This window comes from Shewanella sp. SR44-3, assembly GCF_014163735.1.
In the GTDB taxonomy this organism is placed as follows: domain Bacteria; phylum Pseudomonadota; class Gammaproteobacteria; order Enterobacterales; family Shewanellaceae; genus Shewanella.
In genome coordinates this window covers 1-24,074 of the sequence record NZ_JACJDV010000045.1, presented here as the reverse complement: position 1 = coordinate 24,074, position 24,074 = coordinate 1, and the positions used below count along the sequence as shown (strand labels likewise).

At 45.6% G+C, this 24,074-nt stretch carries 22 protein-coding genes; 10 read left to right on the top strand and 12 right to left on the bottom strand.

Annotated elements, in window-relative coordinates; genetic code table 11:
- Positions 1-139: 139 nt before the first annotated feature.
- The 5 genes from H5073_RS15945 to H5073_RS15925 all read right to left on the bottom strand — a co-directional run bounded on the left by H5073_RS15945 (position 140) and on the right by H5073_RS15925 (position 4,442).
- Positions 140-298 (bottom strand): hypothetical protein, encoded by a 159-nt coding sequence (locus tag H5073_RS15945; protein WP_182680560.1) that lies wholly within the window; start codon positions 296-298, stop codon positions 140-142.
- 230 nt (positions 299-528) lie between these two features.
- Positions 529-1,356: a hypothetical protein gene (locus H5073_RS15940; protein ID WP_182680559.1), complete on the bottom strand. Its 828-nt coding sequence runs from the start codon at positions 1,354-1,356 to the stop codon at positions 529-531.
- Positions 1,357-1,623: 267 nt separating this feature from the next.
- Positions 1,624-1,962 carry a hypothetical protein gene (locus tag H5073_RS15935; protein ID WP_182680558.1) on the bottom strand — a complete coding sequence of 113 codons (339 nt, stop codon included), beginning with the start codon at positions 1,960-1,962 and terminating at the stop codon, positions 1,624-1,626.
- Positions 1,963-2,459: 497 nt separating this feature from the next.
- Entirely contained in the window at positions 2,460-4,100 is a 1,641-nt protein-coding gene (gene groL / locus H5073_RS15930) for a chaperonin GroEL (RefSeq protein WP_182680557.1), read from the bottom strand.
- Positions 4,101-4,151: 51 nt separating this feature from the next.
- Positions 4,152-4,442, bottom strand: coding sequence for a co-chaperone GroES (locus tag H5073_RS15925; RefSeq protein WP_011494880.1), 291 nt, complete (start codon positions 4,440-4,442; stop codon positions 4,152-4,154).
- 227 nt (positions 4,443-4,669) lie between these two features.
- Here H5073_RS15925 and H5073_RS15920 point away from each other — a divergent pair, with 227 nt between their 5' ends.
- Positions 4,670-6,046 (top strand): MATE family efflux transporter, encoded by a 1,377-nt coding sequence (locus H5073_RS15920; protein WP_182680556.1) that lies wholly within the window; start codon positions 4,670-4,672, stop codon positions 6,044-6,046.
- Between the two features lie 38 nt (positions 6,047-6,084).
- Positions 6,085-6,438: a hypothetical protein gene (locus H5073_RS15915; RefSeq protein WP_182680555.1), complete on the top strand. Its 354-nt coding sequence runs from the start codon at positions 6,085-6,087 to the stop codon at positions 6,436-6,438.
- Between the two features lie 261 nt (positions 6,439-6,699).
- Here the strand turns inward: H5073_RS15915 and H5073_RS15910 are convergent, their stop codons facing one another.
- Entirely contained in the window at positions 6,700-7,326 is a 627-nt protein-coding gene (locus H5073_RS15910; RefSeq protein WP_182680554.1) for an FxsA family protein, read from the bottom strand.
- 289 nt (positions 7,327-7,615) lie between these two features.
- Between H5073_RS15910 and cutA the strand changes: the two genes are divergently transcribed.
- The 5 genes from cutA (at position 7,616) to H5073_RS15885 (ending at position 13,992) form a co-directional block, all read left to right on the top strand.
- On the top strand, positions 7,616-7,939 hold the full coding sequence (gene cutA / locus H5073_RS15905; protein ID WP_182680553.1) for a divalent-cation tolerance protein CutA: 324 nt from the start codon (positions 7,616-7,618) through the stop codon (positions 7,937-7,939).
- Positions 7,936-9,786 carry a protein-disulfide reductase DsbD gene (locus H5073_RS15900; RefSeq protein ID WP_182680552.1) on the top strand — a complete coding sequence of 617 codons (1,851 nt, stop codon included), beginning with the start codon at positions 7,936-7,938 and terminating at the stop codon, positions 9,784-9,786. The genes cutA and H5073_RS15900 overlap by 4 nt, the downstream gene beginning before the upstream one ends.
- A 142-nt stretch (positions 9,787-9,928) precedes the next feature.
- The gene (locus tag H5073_RS15895) at positions 9,929-11,572 is read left to right on the top strand and encodes a cation:proton antiporter family protein (protein ID WP_259394924.1); all 1,644 of its coding nucleotides are present in this window, start codon (positions 9,929-9,931) and stop codon (positions 11,570-11,572) included.
- 215 nt (positions 11,573-11,787) lie between these two features.
- Positions 11,788-12,933 carry a galactokinase gene (gene galK / locus H5073_RS15890; RefSeq protein ID WP_182680551.1) on the top strand — a complete coding sequence of 382 codons (1,146 nt, stop codon included), beginning with the start codon at positions 11,788-11,790 and terminating at the stop codon, positions 12,931-12,933.
- Between the two features lie 30 nt (positions 12,934-12,963).
- Positions 12,964-13,992, top strand: a complete 1,029-nt coding sequence (locus H5073_RS15885) for an aldose epimerase family protein (RefSeq protein ID WP_182680550.1) — start codon at positions 12,964-12,966, stop codon at positions 13,990-13,992.
- A gap of 166 nt (positions 13,993-14,158) precedes the next feature.
- Here H5073_RS15885 and H5073_RS15880 read toward each other — a convergent pair whose 3' ends face one another.
- Together H5073_RS15880 and H5073_RS15875 are read right to left on the bottom strand one after the other, a co-directional pair.
- Positions 14,159-14,587 (bottom strand): hypothetical protein, encoded by a 429-nt coding sequence (locus H5073_RS15880; RefSeq protein ID WP_182680549.1) that lies wholly within the window; start codon positions 14,585-14,587, stop codon positions 14,159-14,161.
- Between the two features lie 311 nt (positions 14,588-14,898).
- Positions 14,899-15,888 carry an NAD(P)H-quinone oxidoreductase gene (locus H5073_RS15875; protein WP_182680548.1) on the bottom strand — a complete coding sequence of 330 codons (990 nt, stop codon included), beginning with the start codon at positions 15,886-15,888 and terminating at the stop codon, positions 14,899-14,901.
- Positions 15,889-16,217: 329 nt separating this feature from the next.
- Between H5073_RS15875 and H5073_RS15870 the strand changes: the two genes are divergently transcribed.
- Positions 16,218-18,665, top strand: a complete 2,448-nt coding sequence (locus tag H5073_RS15870; protein WP_182680547.1) for a M1 family metallopeptidase — start codon at positions 16,218-16,220, stop codon at positions 18,663-18,665.
- Positions 18,662-19,210 (top strand): DUF6702 family protein, encoded by a 549-nt coding sequence (locus tag H5073_RS15865; protein WP_182680546.1) that lies wholly within the window; start codon positions 18,662-18,664, stop codon positions 19,208-19,210. Before H5073_RS15870 ends, H5073_RS15865 begins: the two co-directional genes overlap by 4 nt.
- Positions 19,211-19,287: 77 nt before the next feature.
- On the opposite strand, the gene H5073_RS15860 is transcribed toward H5073_RS15865, so the two are convergent.
- The 4 genes from H5073_RS15860 to H5073_RS15845 form a co-directional block, all read right to left on the bottom strand.
- Entirely contained in the window at positions 19,288-20,766 is a 1,479-nt protein-coding gene (locus H5073_RS15860; RefSeq protein WP_182680545.1) for a sensor histidine kinase KdpD, read from the bottom strand.
- A gap of 9 nt (positions 20,767-20,775) precedes the next feature.
- Positions 20,776-21,519, bottom strand: a complete 744-nt coding sequence (locus H5073_RS15855; protein WP_182680544.1) for a response regulator transcription factor — start codon at positions 21,517-21,519, stop codon at positions 20,776-20,778.
- A gap of 166 nt (positions 21,520-21,685) precedes the next feature.
- Entirely contained in the window at positions 21,686-22,435 is a 750-nt protein-coding gene (locus H5073_RS15850; protein WP_182680543.1) for a spondin domain-containing protein, read from the bottom strand.
- A 9-nt stretch (positions 22,436-22,444) separates the two neighbouring features.
- Complete coding sequence (locus tag H5073_RS15845) at positions 22,445-23,146, bottom strand: spondin domain-containing protein (protein ID WP_182680542.1); 702 nt, start codon at positions 23,144-23,146, stop codon at positions 22,445-22,447.
- Positions 23,147-23,447: 301 nt separating this feature from the next.
- Between H5073_RS15845 and H5073_RS15840 the strand changes: the two genes are divergently transcribed.
- Complete coding sequence (locus H5073_RS15840; protein ID WP_182680541.1) at positions 23,448-23,999, top strand: GNAT family N-acetyltransferase; 552 nt, start codon at positions 23,448-23,450, stop codon at positions 23,997-23,999.
- Positions 24,000-24,074: the final 75 nt, after the last annotated feature.

Here is a 24,074-nt window from a genome sequence, read left to right as displayed (position 1 = left end):
TTCTCAGCATCAGTGTAACCTGCAGGCTTTCAAGCTTACGATCAAAATTTAACAATGCGTGGCACCGTTAAATTCTTTCAGTTTATGTTGAAGTACTTCCGAATCGGGGTAACAGTAACTGTCGTGGCTTACCCCATACTTATCGCGCATATTTCAGTTTCAAATCATTAATCGATTTTCCAGCATTTTCTTTTTTCATGGACAAGCCTTCATAACGAGAGCTCATTTCAAAATTGCTCATTTTCGGTGTGAAAACTCGAGCATTTTTCGGTATTTTATCTGCTGTTGAACTTACCATTATACCCTCCATGATAACGCCTATATTATAGCCTAACACACTGTTCTATATAATTTAATTTTAAGCTATACAATCAACGCATACCCCATAAAAAAAGCCCCAATACGGTTAAGTATCGAGACTTTTCTTTTACAAGTCGCTTGGTTCTAAGCGTATAAGCTATAAACCAGCGATAAATGTGCATCCTTACTCAGAATAAGTCGTGTTAGCCCACATTTAACAATGGCCCATTAAATTTTCCCATGTGGCTTACTTTCGTAAGAAATGCCCACAAACCCTTTCGTTTTCCCAGCGCAAACTGGACACTCAAGAATAAGGCTAGGCTGCTTGCCAATGACGACTTGGTCAATATATTTACCAATTTGACTCTTATGCACATCCATGACATTAGAACAGTGCATACAAGGTATCTCAAATGCCGATAGATACTCTAACTCAAGTTTTTGATTGATCTTATATTCGGCTCCACAGTCTTGGCTCAGGCATCTGATGGTTTTTCTTTGGATGATGAAGTCCTCAGAATAAAGCAGGCGTGTACCGCAGCTCTTACATGCGTTATTGGTAACTAACCTCGGAGTCACAGTAAAATGCCAGCTCTTAACTAAAATGGCCCAACGTTCAATTATTTCAGCTAGTTTCTTCCTTATTTTGTCATACGAGACTGATTCTAAATCGTGAGGAGTAGTCATGTGAACATATCCCCCTAAAGTTCCGTAGTCTTTTCCTAAGATCTTTATATCAATAGGAAATTGAATCCACTCAGACTCATTTGATGGAGGGGCATCACTTTCGGCTATTGCAACTGCTATCTTCATCTTTGTATTCAGCTCAGGGTGAAGCTGTTCAATTCGCAGAAGTAAGGGCTTTGGCTGCCATACATTTTTGGGGAGTTCTTCTTTAAACTGACCTAGCATCTCACACTTTTTATAGATCGTAGCTTCTATAGCCAATCTCATATCAAGAGCAGCATAGCTGAGTCTCAAATCATCTTCTGACTCTAGATGCCTAATACTGCTGTCATAATACTGATGAGCCAATATTAGATAGTCCCTTTCCATAATAAACACTCTAACTCAAAATAAGATTCAATAATTGGGGTCAGTATAAACAATAACCAAAAGGCCTCGATACGGTTAAGTATCAGGAATTTTCTTTTTCGGTATCGTTCTTGTCAAACTAAGAATTCAACCTATGGGTAAAATTTTTTAGTGTAGGATAAATTCACTTTGCCACAGGCAAGGGGATAAGGAACAAGTATTACTGTTAGTCTCTCCCCGCATACGGCTCAAGCCTTTATAAGACAGTATCTAGGTACAGACCAGCGACTATGAGATTGCATAAGCAAGGATTGCAGCCCCCATTAAGACGAGCCAATATATAAACTTCGTTGTTTTCATCAGCCGCTCAAAGGTATCCCATTTGAACAGCTTCTTATACCACGGAGCGTTAGCCTTCTTGTAACGATCTATATAATCCATGCCAGCTTGGGTTATAGATACATGCCAAAAAGCATCACTTGTATCAGTTACTGACCGCTTGCCTTTTATGAAGTCCTCATTGTGTAACCATTTGAGCGAATCAAAATATTCGAACTTATCCGATATAGATTCTATGATATCGCCTTCTTTGCTTAACAGTATCAAGGTTTCAGCATGTTTATTCATAATAACCCTCCTCAATAGATAATACATTATATCATGAGGTTAAAGAGTCCTAGCATGCAATTACCTATAACAATTAGAGCAACATTTCTGCTGCTTTAGCCAAAGGATTCGCATCTTATATTATCTTGCATCGATTCACGCCAAGCGCACTTTAAAATCATTACCAAAATATAAAAAAGCCCCGATACTGTTAGGTATCGGGGCTTTATTTTTCTTTTACAAGAAGTCGGCTTTAAGCTTTTAGGCTTCAGACAACACTGCATCTAACGCAGGAAAAATCAGCTTAGAGCAAGGCTTCTTGCCACGACGTTTAGTTTTTCAACTTTTATCAATCACCTAAGTGAGTGGCGAAGCAACGCAGCTATAACTGATTTTAACCAGCTAGAGTATATAGCGCAGGATAAATCGGGTTAGAACAAGGCGCTTTACCACGACGTTTAGTTCTTCATAAACGAGTGGTGAAGCAACGCAGTTATCACCGATTTAGACTAGCTAGATCACATCATGCCGCCCATTCCGCCCATACCACCGCCCATGCCGCCCATATCTGGCGCTGACTCTTGTGGTATTTCAGCTATCATGGCTTCTGTGGTGATCATCAAGCCCGCAATCGATGCGGCGAACTGCAATGCACTACGCGTCACTTTCGTTGGGTCCAAAATACCCATCTCTAGCATGTCACCATAAGTGTCATTACCGGCGTTGTAACCGTAGTTACCTGTGCCGTTCTTCACTGTGTTAGCCACAACTGAGGCTTCTTGACCTGCGTTGGTTGCGATTTGACGCAGTGGCGATTCCATAGCGCGCAGGGCGATAACCACGCCGTGCTTTTGGTCTTCGTTTAACACTTCAATATCAGCAATCATAGAAGCAACGCGCACTAAGGCAACACCGCCGCCTGGGACTACCCCTTCTTCAACGGCTGCACGAGTCGCATGTAAGGCATCTTCTACGCGAGCTTTCTTCTCTTTCATTTCAACTTCGGTGGCTGCGCCAACTTTGATTACTGCAACACCGCCAGCCAATTTGGCCATACGCTCTTGCAGCTTCTCTTTGTCGTAATCAGAGCTTGAGTCTTCCATCTGCTGCTTGATTTGCGCAACACGTGAAGTGATCTGAGTGTGCTCACCGCTACCGTCGATGATAGTGGTGTTGTCTTTAGTGATTACAACGCGCTTAGCTGTACCTAAATCTTCTAGGGTGGCTTTTTCAAGCTCTAGACCGATTTCTTCAGCGATAACAGTACCGCCAGTTAGAATTGCTACGTCTTGTAGCATGGCTTTACGGCGATCACCGAAACCAGGCGCTTTAACCGCGGCCACTTTCACGATACCGCGCATGTTGTTCACAACTAGCGTTGCCAGTGCTTCGCCTTCAACATCTTCTGCAACGATAAGTAGTGGCTTACCGGTTTTAGCTAGACCTTCAAGGATTGGCAATAATTCACGGATGTTAGAGATTTTCTTATCCACTAACAAAATGAATGGGCTGTCTAGCTCTACGCTGCCAGTTTCTGGCTTATTGATGAAGTATGGAGACAAGTAACCACGGTCAAACTGCATACCTTCAACGACTTCTAGCTCGTTTTCTAGTGCTTGGCCTTCTTCAACTGTGATAACGCCTTCTTTGCCGACTTTTTCCATCGCGGTAGCAATAATTTCGCCAATTGACTCATCAGAGTTAGCTGAAATTGTACCCACTTGAGCAATCGCTTTAGTGTCAGCACATTCTTGTGATAGCTTTTTAAGTTCGGCAACCGCAGCGATAACCGCTTTGTCGATACCGCGCTTAAGATCCATTGGGTTCATGCCCGCAGCCACGGCTTTTAAGCCTTCTACTACGATAGACTGGGCCAATACGGTTGCAGTCGTGGTACCGTCACCGGCGGCATCATTGGCTTTAGAAGCAACTTCTTTCACCATTTGGGCGCCCATATTTTCGAACTTGTCTTCAAGTTCAATTTCACGTGCAACTGATACGCCGTCTTTGGTGATAACTGGAGCACCAAAGCTCTTATCTAGTACTACGTTACGACCTTTAGGGCCTAAGGTAACTTTTACTGCGTTGGCTAAAATGTTAACGCCGGCAAGCATTTTTACGCGCGCGTCATTACCAAACTTTACTTCTTTAGCTGCCATGTTGAGATTCCTTTATTTCAAAAAAGTGGAAGGGAGAATGAGGGCTGGGGATTAACCCACTACAGCCATCAGGTCAGCTTCTGACAGGATTAACACTTCTTCACCGTCAATTTTTTCTTTCTTAACGCCATAACCTTCGTTGAAAATCACAACGTCACCCACTTTAACGTCAAGTGGCTTAACTGTGCCGTTTTCTAGCAAACGGCCATTGCCCACTGCTAAAATTTCGCCGCGAGTTGATTTTTCAGCTGCGCTACCGGTTAGGACTATGCCACCAGCCGATTTTGATTCAACTTCTAAACGTTTAACGATTACGCGGTCGTGTAATGGACGAATATTCATCTATGAACTCTCCTAATGATGTGATGCCCAAAATTAAATCGAGGCGATTTACAATGAAAAGGGATTTCTCCCTTACTGTTCGAAGATATGGGGATAGTTAACCGAACTTCCAAGGCCTTAGGTAAAAAAAATTACACTTTTTTTAAGAGGTTTTCTTTAAAGCGGCCTGCTTCCTGATAGAATTCGGCTTCCTTAAAAGATAACCCCTGATAGTTGAAAGTAGACCAATGAAAGATAAGCATGGCTTGCTCACAGCGCCCATTGGCGGCGTACTGCTTAATATGAGTCTTCCTAACCTAGTGGGGATTTTAACTGTGCTCGGCTTTAGCCTAGTGGATACCTTTTTTATCAGTCAGTTAGGCACACAATCTTTAGCCGCTATCAGTTTCACCTTCCCGGTCACTTTAGTGGTCACCAGCATTGCCATCGGCATTGGCGCTGGAGTCTCCACTCAGCTTGGGCGCTTAATTGGCTCAGGTCATGCCCCCAAAGCTAAAGTCTTTCTGTTCGATGCCCTAAGCCTGACGCTATTGCTAACCAGTTTACTGGCATTAGTGGCAAGCCTGCTAATTACGCCATTATTTGGCCTGTTAGGGGCTAATGCTGCCATCATCAGCTTAATTGAACAATACATGCTGTTTTGGTATCTAGGCTGCCCGCTACTGGTGCTATTAATGGTGGGGAATCAGGGTTTAAGAGCCACCGGAGACACCAAATCCCCAGCGATGATCATGATGCTCGCGGCGCTGGTGAATCTACTATTAGATCCACTGCTTATCTTTGGCCTTGGGCCCTTGCCACGACTTGAAATCCAAGGCGCGGCCATTGCCAGTCTGCTCTCTTGGTTAATTGCCTGTTCGCTGTCGGGTTACTTGTTAGTAGTGAAAAGAAAGCTGGTACAAATAAGTGTGATTAATGTCCAGCGGATGCGCGCGCACTGGCAGCAACTGGCCCATATTGCTCAGCCTGCGGCGTTAATGAACCTAATCAACCCTGTGGCCAATGGCATACTGATGGCCATGCTGGCAAGGTTGAACCATGAGGCGGTGGCGGCCTTTGGCGCCGGTATTCGCTTAGAATCTTTATTACTCATCGTCGTGATGGCACTGTCCTCAAGTTTAATGCCGTTTATTGCGCAAAATTTAGGCGCGGGGAATCCAAAACGCGCCAAAGAGGCGCTGCTATTAAGCCTTAGATTTATTGTTATTTTTCAGTTTATTATTTACATTCCGCTGTACTTTTTCGCCGCTGATATTGCAAGGCTTTTCAGTCAAGACGCTCAAGTCATCGAATGGCTTAGCTTCTACATTTTAGTGTTGCCGCTGGCCTATGGGCCTTTGGGGATAGTCATCATAGTGGCCACCAGCCTTAACGCTTACCATAGGCCCATGAGTTCTTTGGTCATTAACCTGTGCCGCTTAGTGCTTATCATGCTGCCTTTAGCTGCGTTAGGCTCATACCTTGGCGGGGTAAAAGGACTATTATTAGCGCTACCCATCACCAATACCTTAATGGGGCTTGCCTGTTATATACTCGCCACCAAAATATCTGAGCCCACAAGTTCACGCTTACAACCTCTTGAGCGACTGAATACTTATGAGTAGCATGCTTATTAATCGAATGCTTATCAATAGAGCAATTTATGAATAATGCCATCAAAGCCGCGTTACTATCGGCCTTTATTTGCCCAGGAAGTGGTCAGTGGTGGCTCAAGCAGCGCCTAGTTGGCGGCGGCTTTATGCTAGTGAGCGTTATCTGTTTGGGATATTTAATCCTAGAAGTGATGGAGCGGGCTCAAGCCATTGCTGCAAAAATTCTCAATGGTGAAATAGCCAATGACTTAGTCAGTATTTACGCCGAAGTCAGCGCAATTCCCGCAGAGGCCATGGGCACCATGAGCTTGCTCACTTGGGTGTTTGTTGTCAATTGGCTGCTGAGTATCATACACGCCTATTGGTTAGGCACGCAGGCAGATAAAACAGTGAATAGCGATTAGGATCAGCGATAGTCCCCTATCACTGCGCCGCCCTAACTCTTAAGTCGGATAGGCGGCTTGAAAGCTCATTAAAAGCCCATAGGTTAGATTAATCGAGTGCGTGTGCCGCATGGACGCGGCGTTCGAGACTACAGGGAGGTACTCGCGTCGTCACGAGTAGAGCGAACCTGTTGGCTTTGTACTCTATACCATACGGCTCGCTCTTTATTAAGCTTCTTAAGTATCCATTCATAAAAAGACAAGCTTCAAAGCCAATGCTGCTTATTGTTTCGGTGCCTTTGGCTTACTGTCCTGAACCTCATCAGTCTTTGTTTGCTCATCCCTAGAGCCGTCACTCTCTGGAGTGATGTCTTTCTCAGCACGGCTTGGGTCGGCCACATTGGTTTCAATGTGGTGACTGCGCGGCGTCGGTTCATCTTTACGTTCAAAATCGGCGTCGAACACATTGCCAGCATCGAAAGGTGAGCGTCCCGCACCTGGGCCCTGTTGACCACCAAAATGCGCCCCAAAACCTGCACCACGGGTTTTCACCTTAAGCTGCATGCGCTTAAACAAAAATCCAGCTATGGGTGAGCGAGTGAGAGGTGTTAACAGTAGTAGCCCGATAAAATCAGTCACAAAACCTGGAATTAACAGCAATACACCAGCAGCTGCTAACATCATGCCTTCAACAATTTCTTTGCCCGGAGCTTCACCGCGAGCAAGTTTCTGCTGCACTTGCATCATGGTGCTTAGCCCTTGGCTGCGCACTAATGACACCCCGACGATAGCCGTCAAGAACACCAACGCCACTGTGCTCAATGCACCTATAGCATCACCAACTTCAATGAGCACGGATAATTCAATAACGGGGATCAATACAAACAATAGAAATAGAATAATAAACATAAGCGGTCTCGGTTGTGGCTAACACTGCCCTTGGTTAGCTTGGGCTAGCACATTAACAATGTTATCTGAGTATGAAAGTAAAATGGGGGTGATGAGGTCTTATTTCAAGTGAATACGGCCAATAGTTATCCCAACCAAGGGTTATTAAAGGTTAACTATTGTTAACCTTGTCGTCTTTATCGGTTTTTGCCTGTGCAAGCGGCGCTAAAAAAGAGTAAAGTTTGCCCACAAGCTTGAGCAGCCTAAAGCATAAGCCCTAAAACATTAATATTCATAAAATGAGCCTGCTATGCCGACCACAGCCTTAATGGTGTTAACCACTTGTCCCGATAAAGCCATGGCGGATGCCATCGCCAAACGTTTGATTGAAACTGGCCTCGCCGCCTGTGTTCAGCTGGGTCAAAGTGTAGAGTCTTATTATGCCTGGCAAGGCGCCGTGTGCCAGTCGGTTGAAGTGCCGTTACAAATAAAGTGCCTTGCGGTGCATTATCACGCCATTGAACAGCTTATTATGGAACAGCATAGCTACCAAGTACCCGAGATCATCGCCTTGCCCATAGAACAGGGCTTGACCACTTATTTACAATGGATAGAAGAAACCTTCCAATCATGAACAAAATACTTTCCCTGCTATTAACTAGCCTTATTTTGCTGTCACCCATAGCTCACAGCGATGGCTTGAGTCAGAGCAAAAGCTTTTCTTTCTTATCTAGCGAACCTGAACTGCTGCCTGTCGACGAGGCCTTTTCATTCGACTATCAGCAGCAAGGTAACCAGCTAAAAATTAGCTGGGTTGTTGCCGACGGCTATTACATGTACCGCGACAAACTGAGCTTTAGTGTCGAAGGTGCCAAGCTTACTGAGGTGGTATTACCCCGGGGTAAAATGCACCTAGATGACTACTTTGGCGAGCAAGAAGTCTATTACAGCTTTATCGAATTCCCATTGGATTTACAGCAAATTACAGACAATGCCAGCCTATCAGTGACCTTTATGGGCTGCGCTGAAGGTAAACTATGTTATCCACCGACTAAACGAATTGTCCCTTTAGTGGCCTCGGCTTTGGCAGCTGACACCTCATTAAGTCGCGCTGACAAGGCCATCATAGGTGAAGCCACTAAAAGTGAGCCTGTCCATGTATCGACTCAAGATAGCCTAAGCCAAATGCTCGCTGGTGACAGCCTATTATGGACCCTAGTCATCTTCTTCGGTTTGGGCATAGGGCTAGCACTGACCCCTTGCGTATTCCCCATGTACCCTATTTTGTCCGGCATTATTGTCGGCCAAGGGCCTAAATTATCCACCGCCAAAGCCTTTACCTTGTCCATGGCTTACGTCCAAGGCATGGCAATCACTTACTCTTTACTTGGGTTAGTGGTGGCATCTGCTGGGCTTAAATATCAAGCTATGCTGCAACACCCAGCCATTCTTATTGTGCTGGCCATCTTATTTGCGGTATTAAGCTTATCCATGTTCGGGCTGTACGATTTAAAGCTGCCAGCTAAATGGCAAGAAAAGATGAACTCACTGTCCAACAATCAAAAAGGTGGCAATCTGATTGGGGTGTTCTTGATGGGCGTATTGTCCGGTCTGGTAGCCTCCCCTTGCACCACTGCGCCTTTATCTGGTGCGCTGATTTATGTGGCTCAAAGCGGCGATTTACTGCAAGGCTTCCTCGCTTTATACGTGCTGAGTATGGGCATGGGCGTACCTCTGCTTATCATAGGTACATCGGGCGGTAAGATACTGCCAAGAGCTGGAGCTTGGATGGACATCATCAAGACAGTGTTCGGCTTCCTATTAATTGCGGTATCGATTGTGATGCTAAGCCGTATTTGGGTTGGCGTGGTATCCGATGTGCTTTGGTCTGTGTGGGCGCTTGCGTTGGTGGCTTACCTGATGCACCAAAACAAGCTCAGTGAATTTAACTGGAAACAAACGGCCCGAAGTGTCGTGCTAATTTTAGCCTTGATGGCCAGTTTCTCCTATGGGTTTCAAGCTGTTATGGGGCATTTTGGATTCAACACCCCAAGCCTTGTTAAGCAAGCTGACTCTCAAAATGCTGCGGATAAGCTTAATTCTCAAGCTAAGCATGTTGAATTTATTAAGATTAAATCCCTTGATGATCTTAATCGTGAACTTGCTAAAGCCAGTGCCAATAACCAAACGGCCCTGTTAGATCTGTATGCTGACTGGTGCGTGGCCTGTAAAGAATTTGAAGCCATCACCTTTACAGACAGTGAAGTCGAGTTGCGCTTTCAACAGATGGTATTATTGCAGGCGGATGTGACAAAAAGCGATGATATCGATGTTGAGCTGCTAGAACATTATGACGTTCTAGGTTTACCGACTTTATTGATGTTTGATAAAAATGGCCAACAGCGTGAAGATTTACGGGTAACAGGCTTTTTAGGCCCAAAAGAGTTCGTTAAGCAGCTAGATTTACTCTTAAACAAATAATTTTTAAAAAATTCAATCAATTGAAATAATGGCAGTTTATTTATTTAAACTGCCATTATTTTATTTAGTTCACTAATTTTAATTCAAACTTCATTTTTTTCTTATACAATACAGGTCATAAACTCTTCAACTTAGGAGCGGTATGGAACCTGCAATTCTGATTATTACCTTGTTATGCGGTATGTTAGTGAGTCGAATTGGTCTCCCCCCTCTGATCGGTTATCTCGGTGCTGGCTTCGTGCTCTTTATGTTTGGCATTGAAGATGCAAGCCTGCCATTACTGCAACAATTAGCCGATCTCGGTGTCACCTTATTACTATTTGCTATCGGCCTTAAACTGGATCTAAAAAGCTTATTCAAAGCCGAAGTTTGGGCCAGCTCTAGCTTGCATGTGATTGGCTCCTTGCTCTTTTTTGTGCCCATACTCAAATTGTTGGGCGTGCTAGGCATAGAGCAACTCACCGACCTTGGCATTAATCAGCTGCTGCTTATCTCTTTTGCGTTAAGCTTTTCCAGTACCGTATTTGCCGTTAAGGCACTCGAAGACAGCGGTGACATGCAGTCACTTTATGGCCGCGTCGCCATTGGTATCTTGATCATGCAGGATATCTTTGCGGTATTATTCCTCACCATTTCCAAGGGCGCGGTACCTTCGGTGTGGGCATTGGGACTATTGTTACTGCCTTTTGCTAAGCCATTAATTTATAAAGTGTTCGATAAGGTCGGTCATGGCGAAATGCTAGTCCTCTTTGGCCTAGTAATGGCATTAGTCGTCGGGGCTTGGTTATTTGAAACTGTGGGGCTAAAACCAGATCTAGGCGCACTTATCATAGGTATTTTATTGGCAGGCCACGCTAAAGCCTCTGAGCTTGCCAAGTCGATTTACTACTTTAAAGAATTGTTCTTAGTGGCATTTTTCTTAACCATTGGCCTCAATGGTTTGCCGACCTGGGCGGACGTGGGTCTGGCGGCGATTTTGGTGGCACTAGTGCCCTTTAAAGTCATGTTGTTCTTGTATTTACTCACCCGCTTTAGATTACGCTCACGCACCTCCTTGTTAGCATCGTTTAACTTAGGGAATTACAGTGAGTTTGGCTTAATTGTCGCCGCCGTTGCTGCCCACAAAGGCTGGTTAGCCCCTGAGTGGTTGATTATTATTGCTGTGGCATTAAGCTTAAGCTTCTTGTTAGCTGCGCCCTTTAATGCCAATGTCAGTAAGCTTTACCAAAAATTTCAGCCCTATTTAACCAAGCTTGAGCGTCACCCGCTTCACCCTGAAGACAGGCAAATTCGCATAGGTAAACCACGCTTTTTAATCTTAGGTATGGGCCGTATTGGTAGCGGTGCTTTTGATGAGCTGCGCTTAAGATATTCCGGTGAAATTCTCGGTATTGAACACAAGCAAGAACTGGTGGACTTTCACCGTAGCGCTGGACGAAACGTAGTGCAAGGCGATGCTGGCGATACCGATTTCTGGGAAAAACTTGAAAAAGCGCCACAACTTGAATTAGTGCTATTAGCTATGCCCCATCACGTAGGTAATTTGTTTGCAGTGCAGCAACTTAAACGCCTCAATTATGAAGGTAAGATAAGCGCCATAGTGCAGTACGCAGAAGATGCAGAGGCCCTAAGAGAGTCCGGCGTAGACAGTGTTTATAACCTCTATGAAGCCGCCGGTGCGGGTTTTGTTGACCATGTTATCGCTGAGCTGCTTGAAACTGCAGCTCACAGTAATGAGCCACAAACAGCAGAAAAGCCTGGGAGCGAACCTAAAGCTAGCTGTTAACTCAAGACCAATATGACCTGATTGCACTATGGATATTAATAGTGTCAGTCAGTCATATTCGCGGTTACAAAGTGCCTAACACATAGCAAAAATGGTTAGGTACTTTTTTTATCCGACTTTGATGATTTCTATGCTTACACCTCAAGCCCAGTCGTGATATAACAAGTGTTAATCGTTAATTTTTCTCATCTATTTAAGCTGGAATTATTTAGCCCATGCCCAATCCCACCCAGCGCGCGACTAAGCTGTTTATGCAAACCTTTGGCACCACAGCCGATGCGCTCTATCAAGCCCCCGGCCGCATCAATATATCTGGTGAGCATACCGATTATAACGAGGGCTTAGTACTGCCGGTGGCTATCAATTTTCACACTGTGATAGCGGTTAAACGTCGTGATGATGATGTATTTCGCGCCGTGAGTGATGCCTTTCCTGGACAAATAAAGCAGTGGCGTTTCGCCAATGAACAGCCATTTAATACCGATGATGATTGGGTTAATTATTTAAAAGGTGTAACTGCGGCCATGTCACAATCAGGCTTGCAAGCAAAAGGACTGGATTTAGCCATTGTCGGCAATGTCCCTTTAGGTGCAGGTTTATCTTCTTCTGCCGCCTTAGAAGTCGCCTTCGGCACCGCCATTAGCTACGCCAGCCAATTGCATTTATCTCCTTTAGCCATCGCGCAACTTGCCCAGCGTGGTGAGAGCCAGTTTATGGGGCTAAAATGCGGCATTATGGATCAAATGATCAGCGCCCTAGCAGAGGCTGATAACGCCTTACTAATTGACTGCGCCGATCTCGAAGGCGAAACCGTTACCTTGCCTGAGTCTTTAAACATTATCGTTATCGACCCTAAGCTAGACAGGCACGCCTATGGCGAACTCACCCAGCAGCGTCAGCGTCAATGCGACCAAATTAATGCTTTATTAGGTACTGATTCAATTCGGCATTTATCCTTAGCGCAGCTCGAAGCAGTGAAAAATAGCTTAAGCCCAGAGCAAGCTAAGTTGATTAACCATATCAAAACCGAAAACGAGCGCACTCCAAGTACCGCCCGAGCACTAGCACAAAATAACATCCCCAGATTTAGCCAATTGATGCATCAATCTTACTTGTCCCTGCGTGATGACTTTATGCTGCAATTCCCCGAAGTAGACATCTTAGTCAAAATGCTGCACCAGCTCGTGGGTGAACGCGGTGGAGTGCGGTTTAGCGATGGCTGCGTACTGGCATTCGTGGATCATGAACTCACAGATGCCGTGGTCAATTTGGTCGAACAAGATTACTTCAAACAAACCGGTATAGAGGCCAAAATCTATTTATGCTCAGCCAGTGCTGGTGCCAGTCGAATAGACAATTAAGCTTATACTTACATTATGGATAATTCAGTTATGGTACGTTTTACAGTTTTAGCCCCTTGGCAAGACCCAAGAGGCGGAGAAATTGAGCGCATTCGCATCGACAATGGCACTTTGGCCATCGAAGTATTGAGTTTAGGCGGCATTATTCGCTCCTTGTGGGCCCCAGATAAGCAAGGCGAGCGTGCCAACCTAGTGCTAGGTTGTGACAGTGCCGCAGATTACCTCAACCAAGATGCTCACTTAGGGGCAATTGCTGGGCGCTATGCCAACCGTATCGCAAATGCTGAGTTCAATCACCAAGGTGAGCCTTTTAAGCTCAATACTAATCATGGCAAGCATTGCCTTCACGGCGGCAGTGAAGGCTTTAACCGTAAAATATGGCAATTAGGCACTCTACCCGATGGCGTCAGATTAATGCTTAAAAGTCCAGACGGTGACATGGGCTTTCCCGGCAATTGCACTGTACAACTAGATTACCGCTTAGTGGGCAACAACCTCTATGTGGAGATGTTCGCCAGTGTCGATAAAGCCTGCCCAATCAGCCTAACCCAGCACAGTTACTTTAATTTAGATGCCAGCCAAAGCAGTTTGAATCACCATTTAACCGCCAAGGCGACCCACTACCTAACCATGGATGACGGCGGTATTCCAATAGCAAAAACACCAGTGAAAAGAACGGTATTGGATTTAAGTGCTGGCCCTGAGTTAACAATACAAACCACAGCCCCAGAGCTTAAGACCACCCAAGGTTTTGATCACTGCTTTTTAATGGATAATCCAGCAGGCGAACTTAAACGCTTTGGTACCCTTTCAAGCCCACTTTCTGGTCGTAGCCTCACCTTGTATACCAACCAGCCAAGCGTGCAAGTCTATGGCGGCAACTTTCTTGCTGGCACCTTAGGGCGTAAACAGCAAATCTTAGGTCAATATCAAGGGGTATGTTTAGAGCCGCAGCAGCTACCTGATGCCGCCAATCAGCGTGAGCTCGCTCAAGATCCATGGCTGGAGCCAAAACAAGTCTACCACCATATCAGCCGCTATCAGTTTGATGTGGTTTAACTCAGCCTGCTAGGCTGAAATTGAGTGTTTTTTACTGCGATTAAGTGAGCAAATTAAAAAAGCAGCTAGAGGAGTGGCGAGCAGTGGACAAGGTATACACTGTTATACCTTGTCAACACTGATGGATCTGAACAAACAAAAAACCATAAAGTTTAAGGTTTAGATATTATTCACTACTGTCGTCATCGTTATAATCTTCGTCATCATCACCGAAAACATCATCGTCATCAGTGTCGTCAAGATCCGGTAAATCATCGGCTTCAGGTACAGGTTTTGCCTTACGCACAGGTGCAGTATCTGGCACTTTAGAGAGATCAATACGGGTCTGATTCTTCGCCATAAACTCAGCACGAGCTGCCCTAAATGCATCACCAAATTCGGCTTCAGCTGCTTTAAGTCCATCGGCATCAAGATCATGTAAATTAACTTTTACGATATCTTCAACGTATTCACCGATAACATTACGTGCGGTGTTATAAAGATAGATGCGCCCTTTGGGTGCTTCTGGTAATTGGTTATCATGCACGACGACAGTGCTGCCTTTCGACGTTCTGAGTTCACCAAACCAAACTTGCTTTTTTGCTGTGTTATACATATATGCTAACGCCCTTAAATCAACACATATACCAAAAATGGCTTGCTTGAATAAGCTAGATAAGCCTCGCTTTTTACTACTTAATGTCAGTAAAAACTGAACTTGAGTATTTAAACAGAAAATTTCTGAGAATCAATGCCCAATGCCATGAAATTTTGCCCTTAAATCAAAAAACTTAATTTGACCGCGTCTTTATCCAACGCTTCGAGGTAAATTTAACCAGCAAAAAATAGCTACTAAGGGAATTTAGACCAATTCCCTTAAGCTTCAAGTTTTTTATAAAAACAATTCATTGAGAAAAATAAGCTAAGTTAATCCAAACTCAATACTATCTTGCCTTTATGCTGGCCCGACTCCATTCTCACGTGCGCTGCCACCACCTCTTCGAAAGGATAAACACTGTCCAAGGGAAGCGAAATTTTTTGCATCGCAATTAAAGGCCATACAGTGCTCAATAACGCCTGAGCAATTTCAGCTTTAGCAGCCACAGATTGCGGCCTTAGCGTAGAGCCTGTCCAAGTAATGCGCTTAGCCATAATACGAAATACATCCACCTGCGCCTGTGCCCCACGCTGCATTGCAACCGATACCATGCGGCCATCCATAGCCAGCGCCTTAAGGTTCTGGTTAATAAAGTCGCCCCCGGCCATGTCCAGCACCACATTCACGCCTTTACCTTGAGTTGCAGCGAGTACGGGCTCGACAAAATCTTGCTGATTATAATTAATCGCCACTCGCGCTCCTTGCGCTAGGCAATATTGACACTTTTCATCACTGCCGCTTGTCACTATCACATCCGCCCCTAGAGCATGAGCTAACTGGATTGCTGTGGTGCCTATACCACCTGAGCCACCATGGATAAGCACGGTTTCGCCAGCCTTAAGACCAGCACGAATAAACAAATTACCCCACACGGTAAAGAGAGTTTCCGGTAATGCCGCCGCTTGATTGAAATTCAGCCCTTGGGGAATTGGCAAACAATGCGCCGCAAACGTATTAACGTATTCACTGTAACCGCCGCCAGGCACTAAGGCGCAGACTTTGTCGCCCAATTGCCACTGAACAACCCCCTCACCAATAGCGCAAATCTCGCCAGAAACCTCTAGCCCCAAAATAGGACTCGCCCCTTCTGGCGCAGGATAGGCGCCCATACGCTGTTTGATATCTGGGCCATTCACCCCTGCAGCATGCACCTTAATTTGCACTTGTCCTGCCAAAGGTGGGGCTATATTGCTAGTGCTAAAGCTCATGACATCTGCAGCACCTGGAAGAGTAAAAGTCACATGGGTTGAGAGCGTCATAGGAGTTCCTCATTAAATAACAGTCTGCTTGGATAATCACACACTCAACACAGATGTTAAAGAATCTAATCTCAATGTGGCCCATTATCTGGTCGGCCAATGGAAATGCTAAGGGCGTTAATCAAGCTAAAGACCTATGCTAGCTTACTCTACACTAAGTAAGGTTACTGGCTCGGCCAATGCAAATATTTCAAGCCTGCTAGTTAATGTTACAGCCCGTTACACTATTTAATATCATGGCACTGCAATTCCGCAATACATTCGGTACAATCAAGCGCTTAAAAACTAGACGACACAATCTGAGACTCACAGGTCTTCAAGGACACTCAATGCGCTTATCTTGTCAGCTACTCGCCCTATTGTCAGGGTTCGTTCTGGTGCTTAACGCCCAGGCAAATCCTATTTTACAGACCAAAGGAGGCTTTCAAGATAAGTTTCGCCAGCTCGATGAAGACCTGCCCACCGCCAATGATTATCGCAATGCAGCAGGTGAGCCAGGCAAAGCCTATTGGCAGCAGCAAGTGGATTATAAAATTGAGGCGAGCCTTGATGAAAACTTGCGCCGTTTAAGCGCGAAACAACAGGTGACTTACCACAATAACTCCCCTTACCGCCTTAAATATCTGTGGCTGCAGTTAGAGCAAAACCGCTTTAAAGCAGACTCCATAGGTGAGCTCACTCAAACTATAGATCCCGTCGATGCCGACAGCGCACGCATGGGTGAAGTTGCTGCACAAATTAATATTCATGACTTACGCCGCCAACAGTTTTTAGCCGATACCCCCATGGGTTATGAGCTTGGCAAGATAACCGACGCAAATGGCACAGCACTTAAGTACACTGTCGTGGGTGAGCAAATGCGCATCGACCTGCCAAAGCCCTTGGCCGCAGGCGAAACCATGCAGTTTAAGTTGGAATACAGCTTTAATATTCTCGAAGAAGATGCGGTTGATGCCCGCTCAGGCTTTGAGCACTTCCCCGATGACAAGCGCAAAAATGGCAATGATATCTTTATGATGGCCCAGTGGTTCCCACGCTTATCAGCCTACTCCGACTATGAGGCTTGGCATAATAAAGCCTTCCTCGGCAGCGGTGAATTCACCTTAGAGTTTGGTGATTATGATGTGAAATTAACTGTACCTAAAGATCATATCATCGCCTCAACCGGTGAACTGCAAAACCCTGAAATTGTGATGACAAAACAGCAAGCTCAGCGCCTTAAACAGGCCGAAAAAGCCACTAAGCCAGTGTTTATTGTCACCCCAGATGAAGCCCTTAAAAATGAATCAAGCACAGTTACCGGACAGAAGACTTGGCACTTTAAAGCCAAAAATGTGCGTGATTTTGCTTGGGCATCCTCACGTAAATTTATTTGGGATGCCAAAGGCTATCAACAAGGCGGTGACACTCAAGCGAACGTGATGGCCATGTCTTTCTATCCCAAGGAAGGCGGCGAGCTGTGGCAGCGTTATTCCACAGAATCTGTCATCCATACCATGGAAGTCTATTCGCGCTTCACCTTCGATTATCCCTACCCCACCGCCATCAGCGTCAATGGCCCAGTTGGCGGCATGGAATACCCCATGATTAGCTTCAACGGCCCGCGCACCATTTGGCATCCTGAAGATGAGTCCCGTACTTATACCTTGTCTGAAAAACAGTTTTTGATTGGGGTGGTGATCCACGAAGTGGGCCACAATTATTTCCCCATGATAGTCAATTCAGATGAGCGCCAATGGACCTGGATGGATGAAGGCTTAAATAGCTTCCTCGACGGTGTGGCCAGCAAAGAATGGGATCCAAAATTAGATTGGGGCCGTGAAGCACGGGACGTTATTGAATATATGAAATCAGACGTACAAGTGCCTGTGATGACTCAATCTGATAGCGTGCTTAAGCTTGGCCCTAATGCTTATACTAAGCCTGCGGTGGCGTTAAATATCTTACGAGAAGTCATCTTAGGCCGTGAACTGTTCGACTTTGCCTTTAAAGAATATGCCCTGCGCTGGGAAAATAAACGCCCCACTCCAGCAGACTTTTTCCGCACCATGGAAGAAGCCTCAGGGGTGGATTTAGACTGGTTCTTCCATGGCTGGTTTTACACCACAGATCACGTGGATATTTCGCTGGATAAAATTTATAAGCTGCGTTTAGACAGCTTAAATCCAGATATTGATTTCAAGCGCCAGCGCCAAGATAATTTAGATAAACCCAGTTCCTATTTTAGCCAAAATAATAAAACTGAAGGCAAAAAGGTTTGGGTCGGCAAGCACTCAGACAATCAAGACTTTCACGATAAGCATGACAAGTTCACCGTAACCAATCAAGACCGAAACGACTATCAACAAATGCTGGCAGATCTTGAGCCATGGGAGCGACAAGCCCTAGAGCGAGCCATAAAAGAAGACCAAAACTATTACGTGTTGGAGTTTTCAAACCTTGGCGGCTTAGTCATGCCTTTGCTGCTTGAGTTGAGCTACGAAGATGGCACTGTGACTTCGATGAATATCCCCGCTGAAATTTGGCGTAAATCGCCGCACCATGTGAGCAAACTCATCATCACAGACAAGGACAAGGTGTTAGCCTCCGTAGCCCTTGACCCTAGTCAAGAAACTGCTGATGTGGATATAGAAAACAATTTTTATCCAAGACGTATCATTCAATCACGCATTGAAGCCTTTAAAGATGACAAAGATGATGCCAAGGACAGTCGCGATCTAATGTTTGATTTTAAAGCCGAATTAGAAGAACCTGAAACCAAGGAATTTAAAAAGTGATACCAGCCAATCCTTTAGCTAAAGTCGCACAGAGATTAACACTTGCCTTGGTACTCATGTTGGGCCAAAGCGCACATGCGCAGGCCCACCAGCAACAAGAAACCTATACCAGCGTCCGCTTTAATTCCCGCACTGCAATGCTGGAAGTGCAGCACAGATTTTATCTTCATGATGCTGAGCATGCCGCAAAGCGATTACTGGATAAAAACAGCGATTTAATTAGCGATCCCGTCAGCCGCGAGGCTTTTGCCTACTACGCCATTGCTAAATTTGCTTTGCAAGATGCTGATAAACAACCACTGCCTCTGAGTTATGTGGGGACTGAGCTTGACGGTAAATACCTGTGGGTTTATCAAGAAACCCCCATCACCAATAAGATGCAGGACATTTGGATCACCATGAGCACGCTGCAAGAGATTTGGCCTCAGCAGATTAATCACATCAATCTTGAAAAAGATAAAAAAGTGACCTCAGTGCGCCTAAATGCCAGCGGTATTAATCAATGGCATAAGCTTAGTTTTAGTGACTCAGGTCCAGCGCATTAATCCAACACACCTAATGGGCAAGCAACTGTTGGATATGGATTTGTTCTCTTAAGCCAAGGTTAATTAGCCGTTTACTATTAGGCCCGCACATTTTGCAGTTGAATGTGAAAGCAACAGCCTTCGCCTGGGGTGCTGTCGATATTGATTTGGCATTTAAGTAACCCTAGTAGCTGCCTAACGATAGCAAGCCCCACCCCTAACTGGGGTAGGGCTTGGCTGTACTCAAAGCTAAACTGACTTAAAGATAACTGCTTTAATGCGTCAACCTCATGCTTGTGCATCCCAGAGCCCGTATCTGCAACGGCTAACCAATGTTGATGGTTCAAGGTCTCAGTATAAATTCTGATGCTGCCTTGCTCTGGAGTATATCGCAGCGCGTTGTCGACTAAATTATTGAGCACTCGGCGCATCAATTGTGGATCGGTATAAATCGTCATCGGCTTATCTAAAGTAAAATCTAAGCTAATTCCCAATCGTGACGCCCTAGGATTAAAGGTCTGGGCAATTTGCTCTAGCAGTTGATTAAGATCAACCTGTTGCAAGTTGGCATTAATTTGGCCATTTTCAAGGGCTGCCAGTTCCAATAATTGCCCTAGAAGCTGTTGTAATGTTTGGCCAGAATTCGCCGCATATTCAATCAATTCGGGACTGCGTTCATCCTCTGGCAATAATTGCCATGTATCTATGTAGCCCAGCAAGGAGGTTAGCGGCGTTTTTAAGTCATGGGATAAGTGCAGTAGAAAATCGTGCTTGGCCTGTTGCTGGCGCTTAAGGTGGGCTTGTTGGCGACTAATCTCACCAAGCAACTGGTTAATGTGCTGACTTAGCTGCTGAATTTCACTGCTTGCCGTATACCTTGATGGCAGACTTAAACTGTGGTTTTGCTCGCCTAAATTATCTAAGCCGCTTTGAGTCATTTCCCTGAGATCCTTAGCCAGCTTTTGCACTGGTTGAGTAAAATAGCGCAGTAAAATAACCAACAAGATAAGGCAGAATAACACCCAAAAGCCTATGGTCGCGCCCCAAATTTGCGGCTGGTGCTCGGCGCTGATTAACGCCTGCCAACTGTCATAATCTTCCCCGCCAATAATCACGTACAAATAACCACTGTGAAGCCCTTCTGGCGTCATCAAACGGCTGGCTGAAAATATTTTCTGGCCATTTTCACTGCGAGGATCTGTGCCTAAAATGGGTAAATGATTGCCAGCAATGAATTTACCTATGGCCTCGAGATCCACTCTGGAAGTCTTTATCTTCTCTTCTTTGGCATCATAAGCCACCACTTTGCCTTCCAAGTTCAAGGTATAAATCTCAAAACTTGGCCCCAGTAACATAAAATCGTGAAACGCTTCTTTCAGGGCGGCATCTGAGGTGATCCCTTGAGACAGCAAGGGGTTAATATGTGCCATATGCTCTGCAAGAGATAAGTGCAGCGACTGCTGAATTTGGTTGCGGCTCAGCTCATGATTAAGTTGCAGCCACTGCCACAGCGCCAACATTAACAGTAATACCACTAAGGTTGCCGACAAGAAAAGACGATTAAATAAGCGATTCATAGGGAATGATTAACTCTCTGGTGGGGCGAATTTATAGCCAACACCCCAAACTGTTTTCACCAGTTCTGGGTTGGTGTCATCAAAACTGAGTTTATTACGCAGCCGGTTAATGTGACTGTTAACCGTGTGCTCGTAGCCGTCATGGCTGTAGCCCCAAACCGCTTCGAGCAATTGCATTCTACTGAATACTTGTTGTGGGTGTTTAGCCAGAAACAGTAGCAAGTCAAACTCCCTTGCCGTGAGTTGTAAAGCTTGATTAAAGGCAACCACTTCGCGGGTACTGGCATTGATAGAGAAACGATTAAATTCCAGCGCTTGAGTCTTTTCTTCTTTAGGCTGGCTGCGTCTTAACAAGGCTTTGACTCGCGCCCTAAGTTCAAGCACGCTAAAAGGCTTAATCAGGTAATCATCGGCCCCCGCCTCTAGGCCAAGCACGATATCGGCTTCGGTATCTTTAGCGGTTAACAGCATTAAGGGTAAATCATTGTCACCTTGGCGTAACTGCTGGCATAAAAACACGCCGTCACCATCGGGTAACATGCGATCCAGTAAGATAAGATCAAATTTTTGCTGTTTAATAAGCGCTTCGGCTTGCATTAAGGTAGTGGCATGGCTGACATCATAATTGAGGGCTTTAAGGTTTAGCATCACAAGCTTAGCGAGATCTTGCTCATCTTCCACCAGCAGGATGTGCGGTTTTTGCTGACCGTTTCCCTGAATAGTCCCACCCCCTAAAGGTTTGCTGTAACTCATAATAAACTCCTAAAGCAGTGTCTTGGTGATGAATGACCGGATGTCATTTAGACAAGACCTACCTTAGGAGTAATTAGTTTCATTTTCGCAACTTTTTACTAACCTGATGAGTTAACCCTATCTCTTAATTTATAGGTGATTAACTTAGTGGATTAAATTAGTAAGGTTACTCAGTGCGGGTTACGCTAATGGCCACCACAGGGTTATCAAATCTATGACTTGGGGTTAGCACTGAACCCGCCAGGCCATCATCCATGGAAATCACGCCGGGATGAATGTGAACAAAATCGACATCATCACGAGCACTGCTATACCCTTCGCCGCCATCAGCAGGCCCAGGCATAGTGCCTTTTGCTTCTGAATTAGCTTCTGTGCCTGCATCATAGGCGTGATAGCGCATACTGCTGGCTTGATGTAACACTAAGTCCGCGAGCGTCATGCCAGTAAAACCTGTGAAAGCATCATTGGTGTTAACTAGCATGGTCGCTAGACTCAAACTCGCTGCAGCTGTCGCCTCCATACGCACAGTAATGGTCTCGCTCATGCCCGGCATAATGGCGCCAGTGCCTTTTACCACTTGGCTCACACCCGTTAGGCCATCAATATCTGCGCTATCACCGCCTTCGGCGAGTTTCTCAAGCGCCACGCTTGCCATAGCCCCAGATTGCCACAATACCGTTTGTGCATCATGGGCCACCAAAGCAACCGGTGATAATGGCTGATTAGCGGTTAAATTAGTCACAGTCACACTAAAGCTTTGCATCACCACAGCCGGTGGAGGCGGCGGAGTCACTACCACTGCAGCTTTATCGCTATCAGAGCAAGCGCTCAGAGTGAAACCTGCCAGCAGTATCACACTCAAAGCTTTCAAGCTGTGGCGTGTTGTAGGATGATTTTTTACATTAAATTGTTCCATGTCAGCCTCCTACTTTACCGTTACCACAAGCTTGGCGACTGGGTTTAACCAGCGATGAATGCGACTATCAAGATCGCTCGCTCCGCCTGCTGCATCAGTGTCGCCCAAAACCCCTGGGTGGATATGTACGTTAGCATTGGTAGAACCGTCCATGACTCCAGTGCCGTTAGCGCCACCATTACCGCCGGGCGCCGCTGGAATACCCGCAACACCAGGCATGCCGCCACCATTGATGATTTCATCATTGGCTTCAGTGCCAGCATCATAAGCATTTAAATAAACAGTGTAAGTGCCCGCTTCTGTGGGGATTTTCCAGCCATCTAAGCCGATAAAGGCATCATTTGTAGGCAAAATCATAGCCACAACAGAAAGATGAGTCTGGGTTAAGGTATCCAGCATAGCACCTTCAAAGTTAGCCCCAGGCGCTAACAATCCAGCCGCTGGATTCGCCAGCGTCACACCGCCAGCCCCCATCACTGCGGCATCTAAATCAGCAATCGCGCCACCTTCAGCCATTTTTTGCAACGCTGGAGTGGCACTCTTGCCAACCTCAAACAAATGGCTGTCACTGCCATGGGCTGCCACTAATACCGGAGTAAAATGATTGCCATGAGTTAAATTCACTAAGCTCACTTCAATTTGAGCGGCTTGCACAGACACACTGGCAAGACCTGCGATGAGTAATCCGGTACGTATTAAGTTGTAGTTCATGACATAACTCCTGTTGTCGCGCCTCTCTGTTTGCCCTAACACTCGCGTTAAAATCAGTGTTAAAACCCAGTTCTGATGCCCAGAGAAAGCAGCGGTTAATGTTGATATTGGTTATCAGCTTGTTAGCACTCATTGGATAACACTAAGAATGACAAAAGGATCTCACCTAGGTATCGCCTAAATATCACAAAAGATTAACATCGTGATATATTCCATCGTGGCCGAGTGAGAAAGCCGCCTTGAGCTAATTGAACCAATCGTATTAAACCTAAACGACCCCAGAAAATAAGTGTGAAACAAGATGATAAGAAACCTAACCCCCAGCGACTTTGCCCACGTCATCGCCCTTGGTGAGCAAGTCCATGGTGCCAATTACCTAGACTTAGATACGCTCAAACACTATTACCAGCTAGGGATAAAGGACGGTATTAATGCGCATTTGGTTGCCGAGCAAGCAGGTGAAATCATAGGTTTTAGGCTCACACTTGCAGCCAACCAATGGACATTAGATGAATGGTGTAGCCCAGCGCTTTGGGGCGTTGAAGCAGATAAAGTCTGTTACTTTAAGTCCAACACCTTGGCAGAAAAAGCCAGAGGCCAAGGCATAGGCGGTGACTTGTTAGCACAGTCTATCGCGGCCGTTAAAGCTCAGGGCGCCAAAGCTGGCGTGAGCCACCTGTGGCAGCAAAGCCCCCATAATGCTGCGGTGCGCTACTTTACCAAGGCTGGGGGGCGCTTGATAAAACAGCATCCTGACCGCTGGAATCAAAAGCGTGGTGCCAGTGACTATCTTTGCGTGCTCTGCGGCGATGATTGCCACTGCACCGCCTGTGAAATGCTAATTAGCTGGTAGACGGTAGACGGTAGACGGTAGACGGTAGAAAGAATAACAAGCAACCAATTACTAATAACTAATAACTAATAACTA

Excerpts from the sequence above, each read along its gene's own strand:
- H5073_RS15885 (WP_182680550.1), top strand. The coding sequence starts at position 12,964 with ATGGTACGTTTTACAGTTTTAGCCCCTTGGCAAGACCCAAGAGGCGGA.
- H5073_RS15925 (WP_011494880.1), bottom strand. The coding sequence starts at position 4,442 with ATGAATATTCGTCCATTACACGACCGCGTAATCGTTAAACGTTTAGAA.
- H5073_RS15840 (WP_182680541.1), top strand. The coding sequence starts at position 23,448 with ATGATAAGAAACCTAACCCCCAGCGACTTTGCCCACGTCATCGCCCTT.
- H5073_RS15935 (WP_182680558.1), bottom strand. The coding sequence starts at position 1,962 with ATGAATAAACATGCTGAAACCTTGATACTGTTAAGCAAAGAAGGCGAT.
- H5073_RS15945 (WP_182680560.1), bottom strand. The coding sequence starts at position 298 with ATGGTAAGTTCAACAGCAGATAAAATACCGAAAAATGCTCGAGTTTTC.
- H5073_RS15845 (WP_182680542.1), bottom strand. The coding sequence starts at position 23,146 with ATGAACTACAACTTAATACGTACCGGATTACTCATCGCAGGTCTTGCC.
- H5073_RS15875 (WP_182680548.1), bottom strand. The coding sequence starts at position 15,888 with ATGACGCTCTCAACCCATGTGACTTTTACTCTTCCAGGTGCTGCAGAT.
- H5073_RS15860 (WP_182680545.1), bottom strand. The coding sequence starts at position 20,766 with ATGAATCGCTTATTTAATCGTCTTTTCTTGTCGGCAACCTTAGTGGTA.
- H5073_RS15910 (WP_182680554.1), bottom strand. The coding sequence starts at position 7,326 with ATGTTTATTATTCTATTTCTATTGTTTGTATTGATCCCCGTTATTGAA.
- H5073_RS15900 (WP_182680552.1), top strand. The coding sequence starts at position 7,936 with ATGAACAAAATACTTTCCCTGCTATTAACTAGCCTTATTTTGCTGTCA.
- galK (WP_182680551.1), top strand. The coding sequence starts at position 11,788 with ATGCCCAATCCCACCCAGCGCGCGACTAAGCTGTTTATGCAAACCTTT.
- H5073_RS15920 (WP_182680556.1), top strand. The coding sequence starts at position 4,670 with ATGAAAGATAAGCATGGCTTGCTCACAGCGCCCATTGGCGGCGTACTG.
- cutA (WP_182680553.1), top strand. The coding sequence starts at position 7,616 with ATGCCGACCACAGCCTTAATGGTGTTAACCACTTGTCCCGATAAAGCC.
- H5073_RS15915 (WP_182680555.1), top strand. The coding sequence starts at position 6,085 with ATGAATAATGCCATCAAAGCCGCGTTACTATCGGCCTTTATTTGCCCA.
- H5073_RS15870 (WP_182680547.1), top strand. The coding sequence starts at position 16,218 with ATGCGCTTATCTTGTCAGCTACTCGCCCTATTGTCAGGGTTCGTTCTG.
- H5073_RS15880 (WP_182680549.1), bottom strand. The coding sequence starts at position 14,587 with ATGTATAACACAGCAAAAAAGCAAGTTTGGTTTGGTGAACTCAGAACG.
- H5073_RS15855 (WP_182680544.1), bottom strand. The coding sequence starts at position 21,519 with ATGAGTTACAGCAAACCTTTAGGGGGTGGGACTATTCAGGGAAACGGT.
- H5073_RS15940 (WP_182680559.1), bottom strand. The coding sequence starts at position 1,356 with ATGGAAAGGGACTATCTAATATTGGCTCATCAGTATTATGACAGCAGT.
- H5073_RS15895 (WP_259394924.1), top strand. The coding sequence starts at position 9,929 with ATGGAACCTGCAATTCTGATTATTACCTTGTTATGCGGTATGTTAGTG.
- groL (WP_182680557.1), bottom strand. The coding sequence starts at position 4,100 with ATGGCAGCTAAAGAAGTAAAGTTTGGTAATGACGCGCGCGTAAAAATG.
- H5073_RS15850 (WP_182680543.1), bottom strand. The coding sequence starts at position 22,435 with ATGGAACAATTTAATGTAAAAAATCATCCTACAACACGCCACAGCTTG.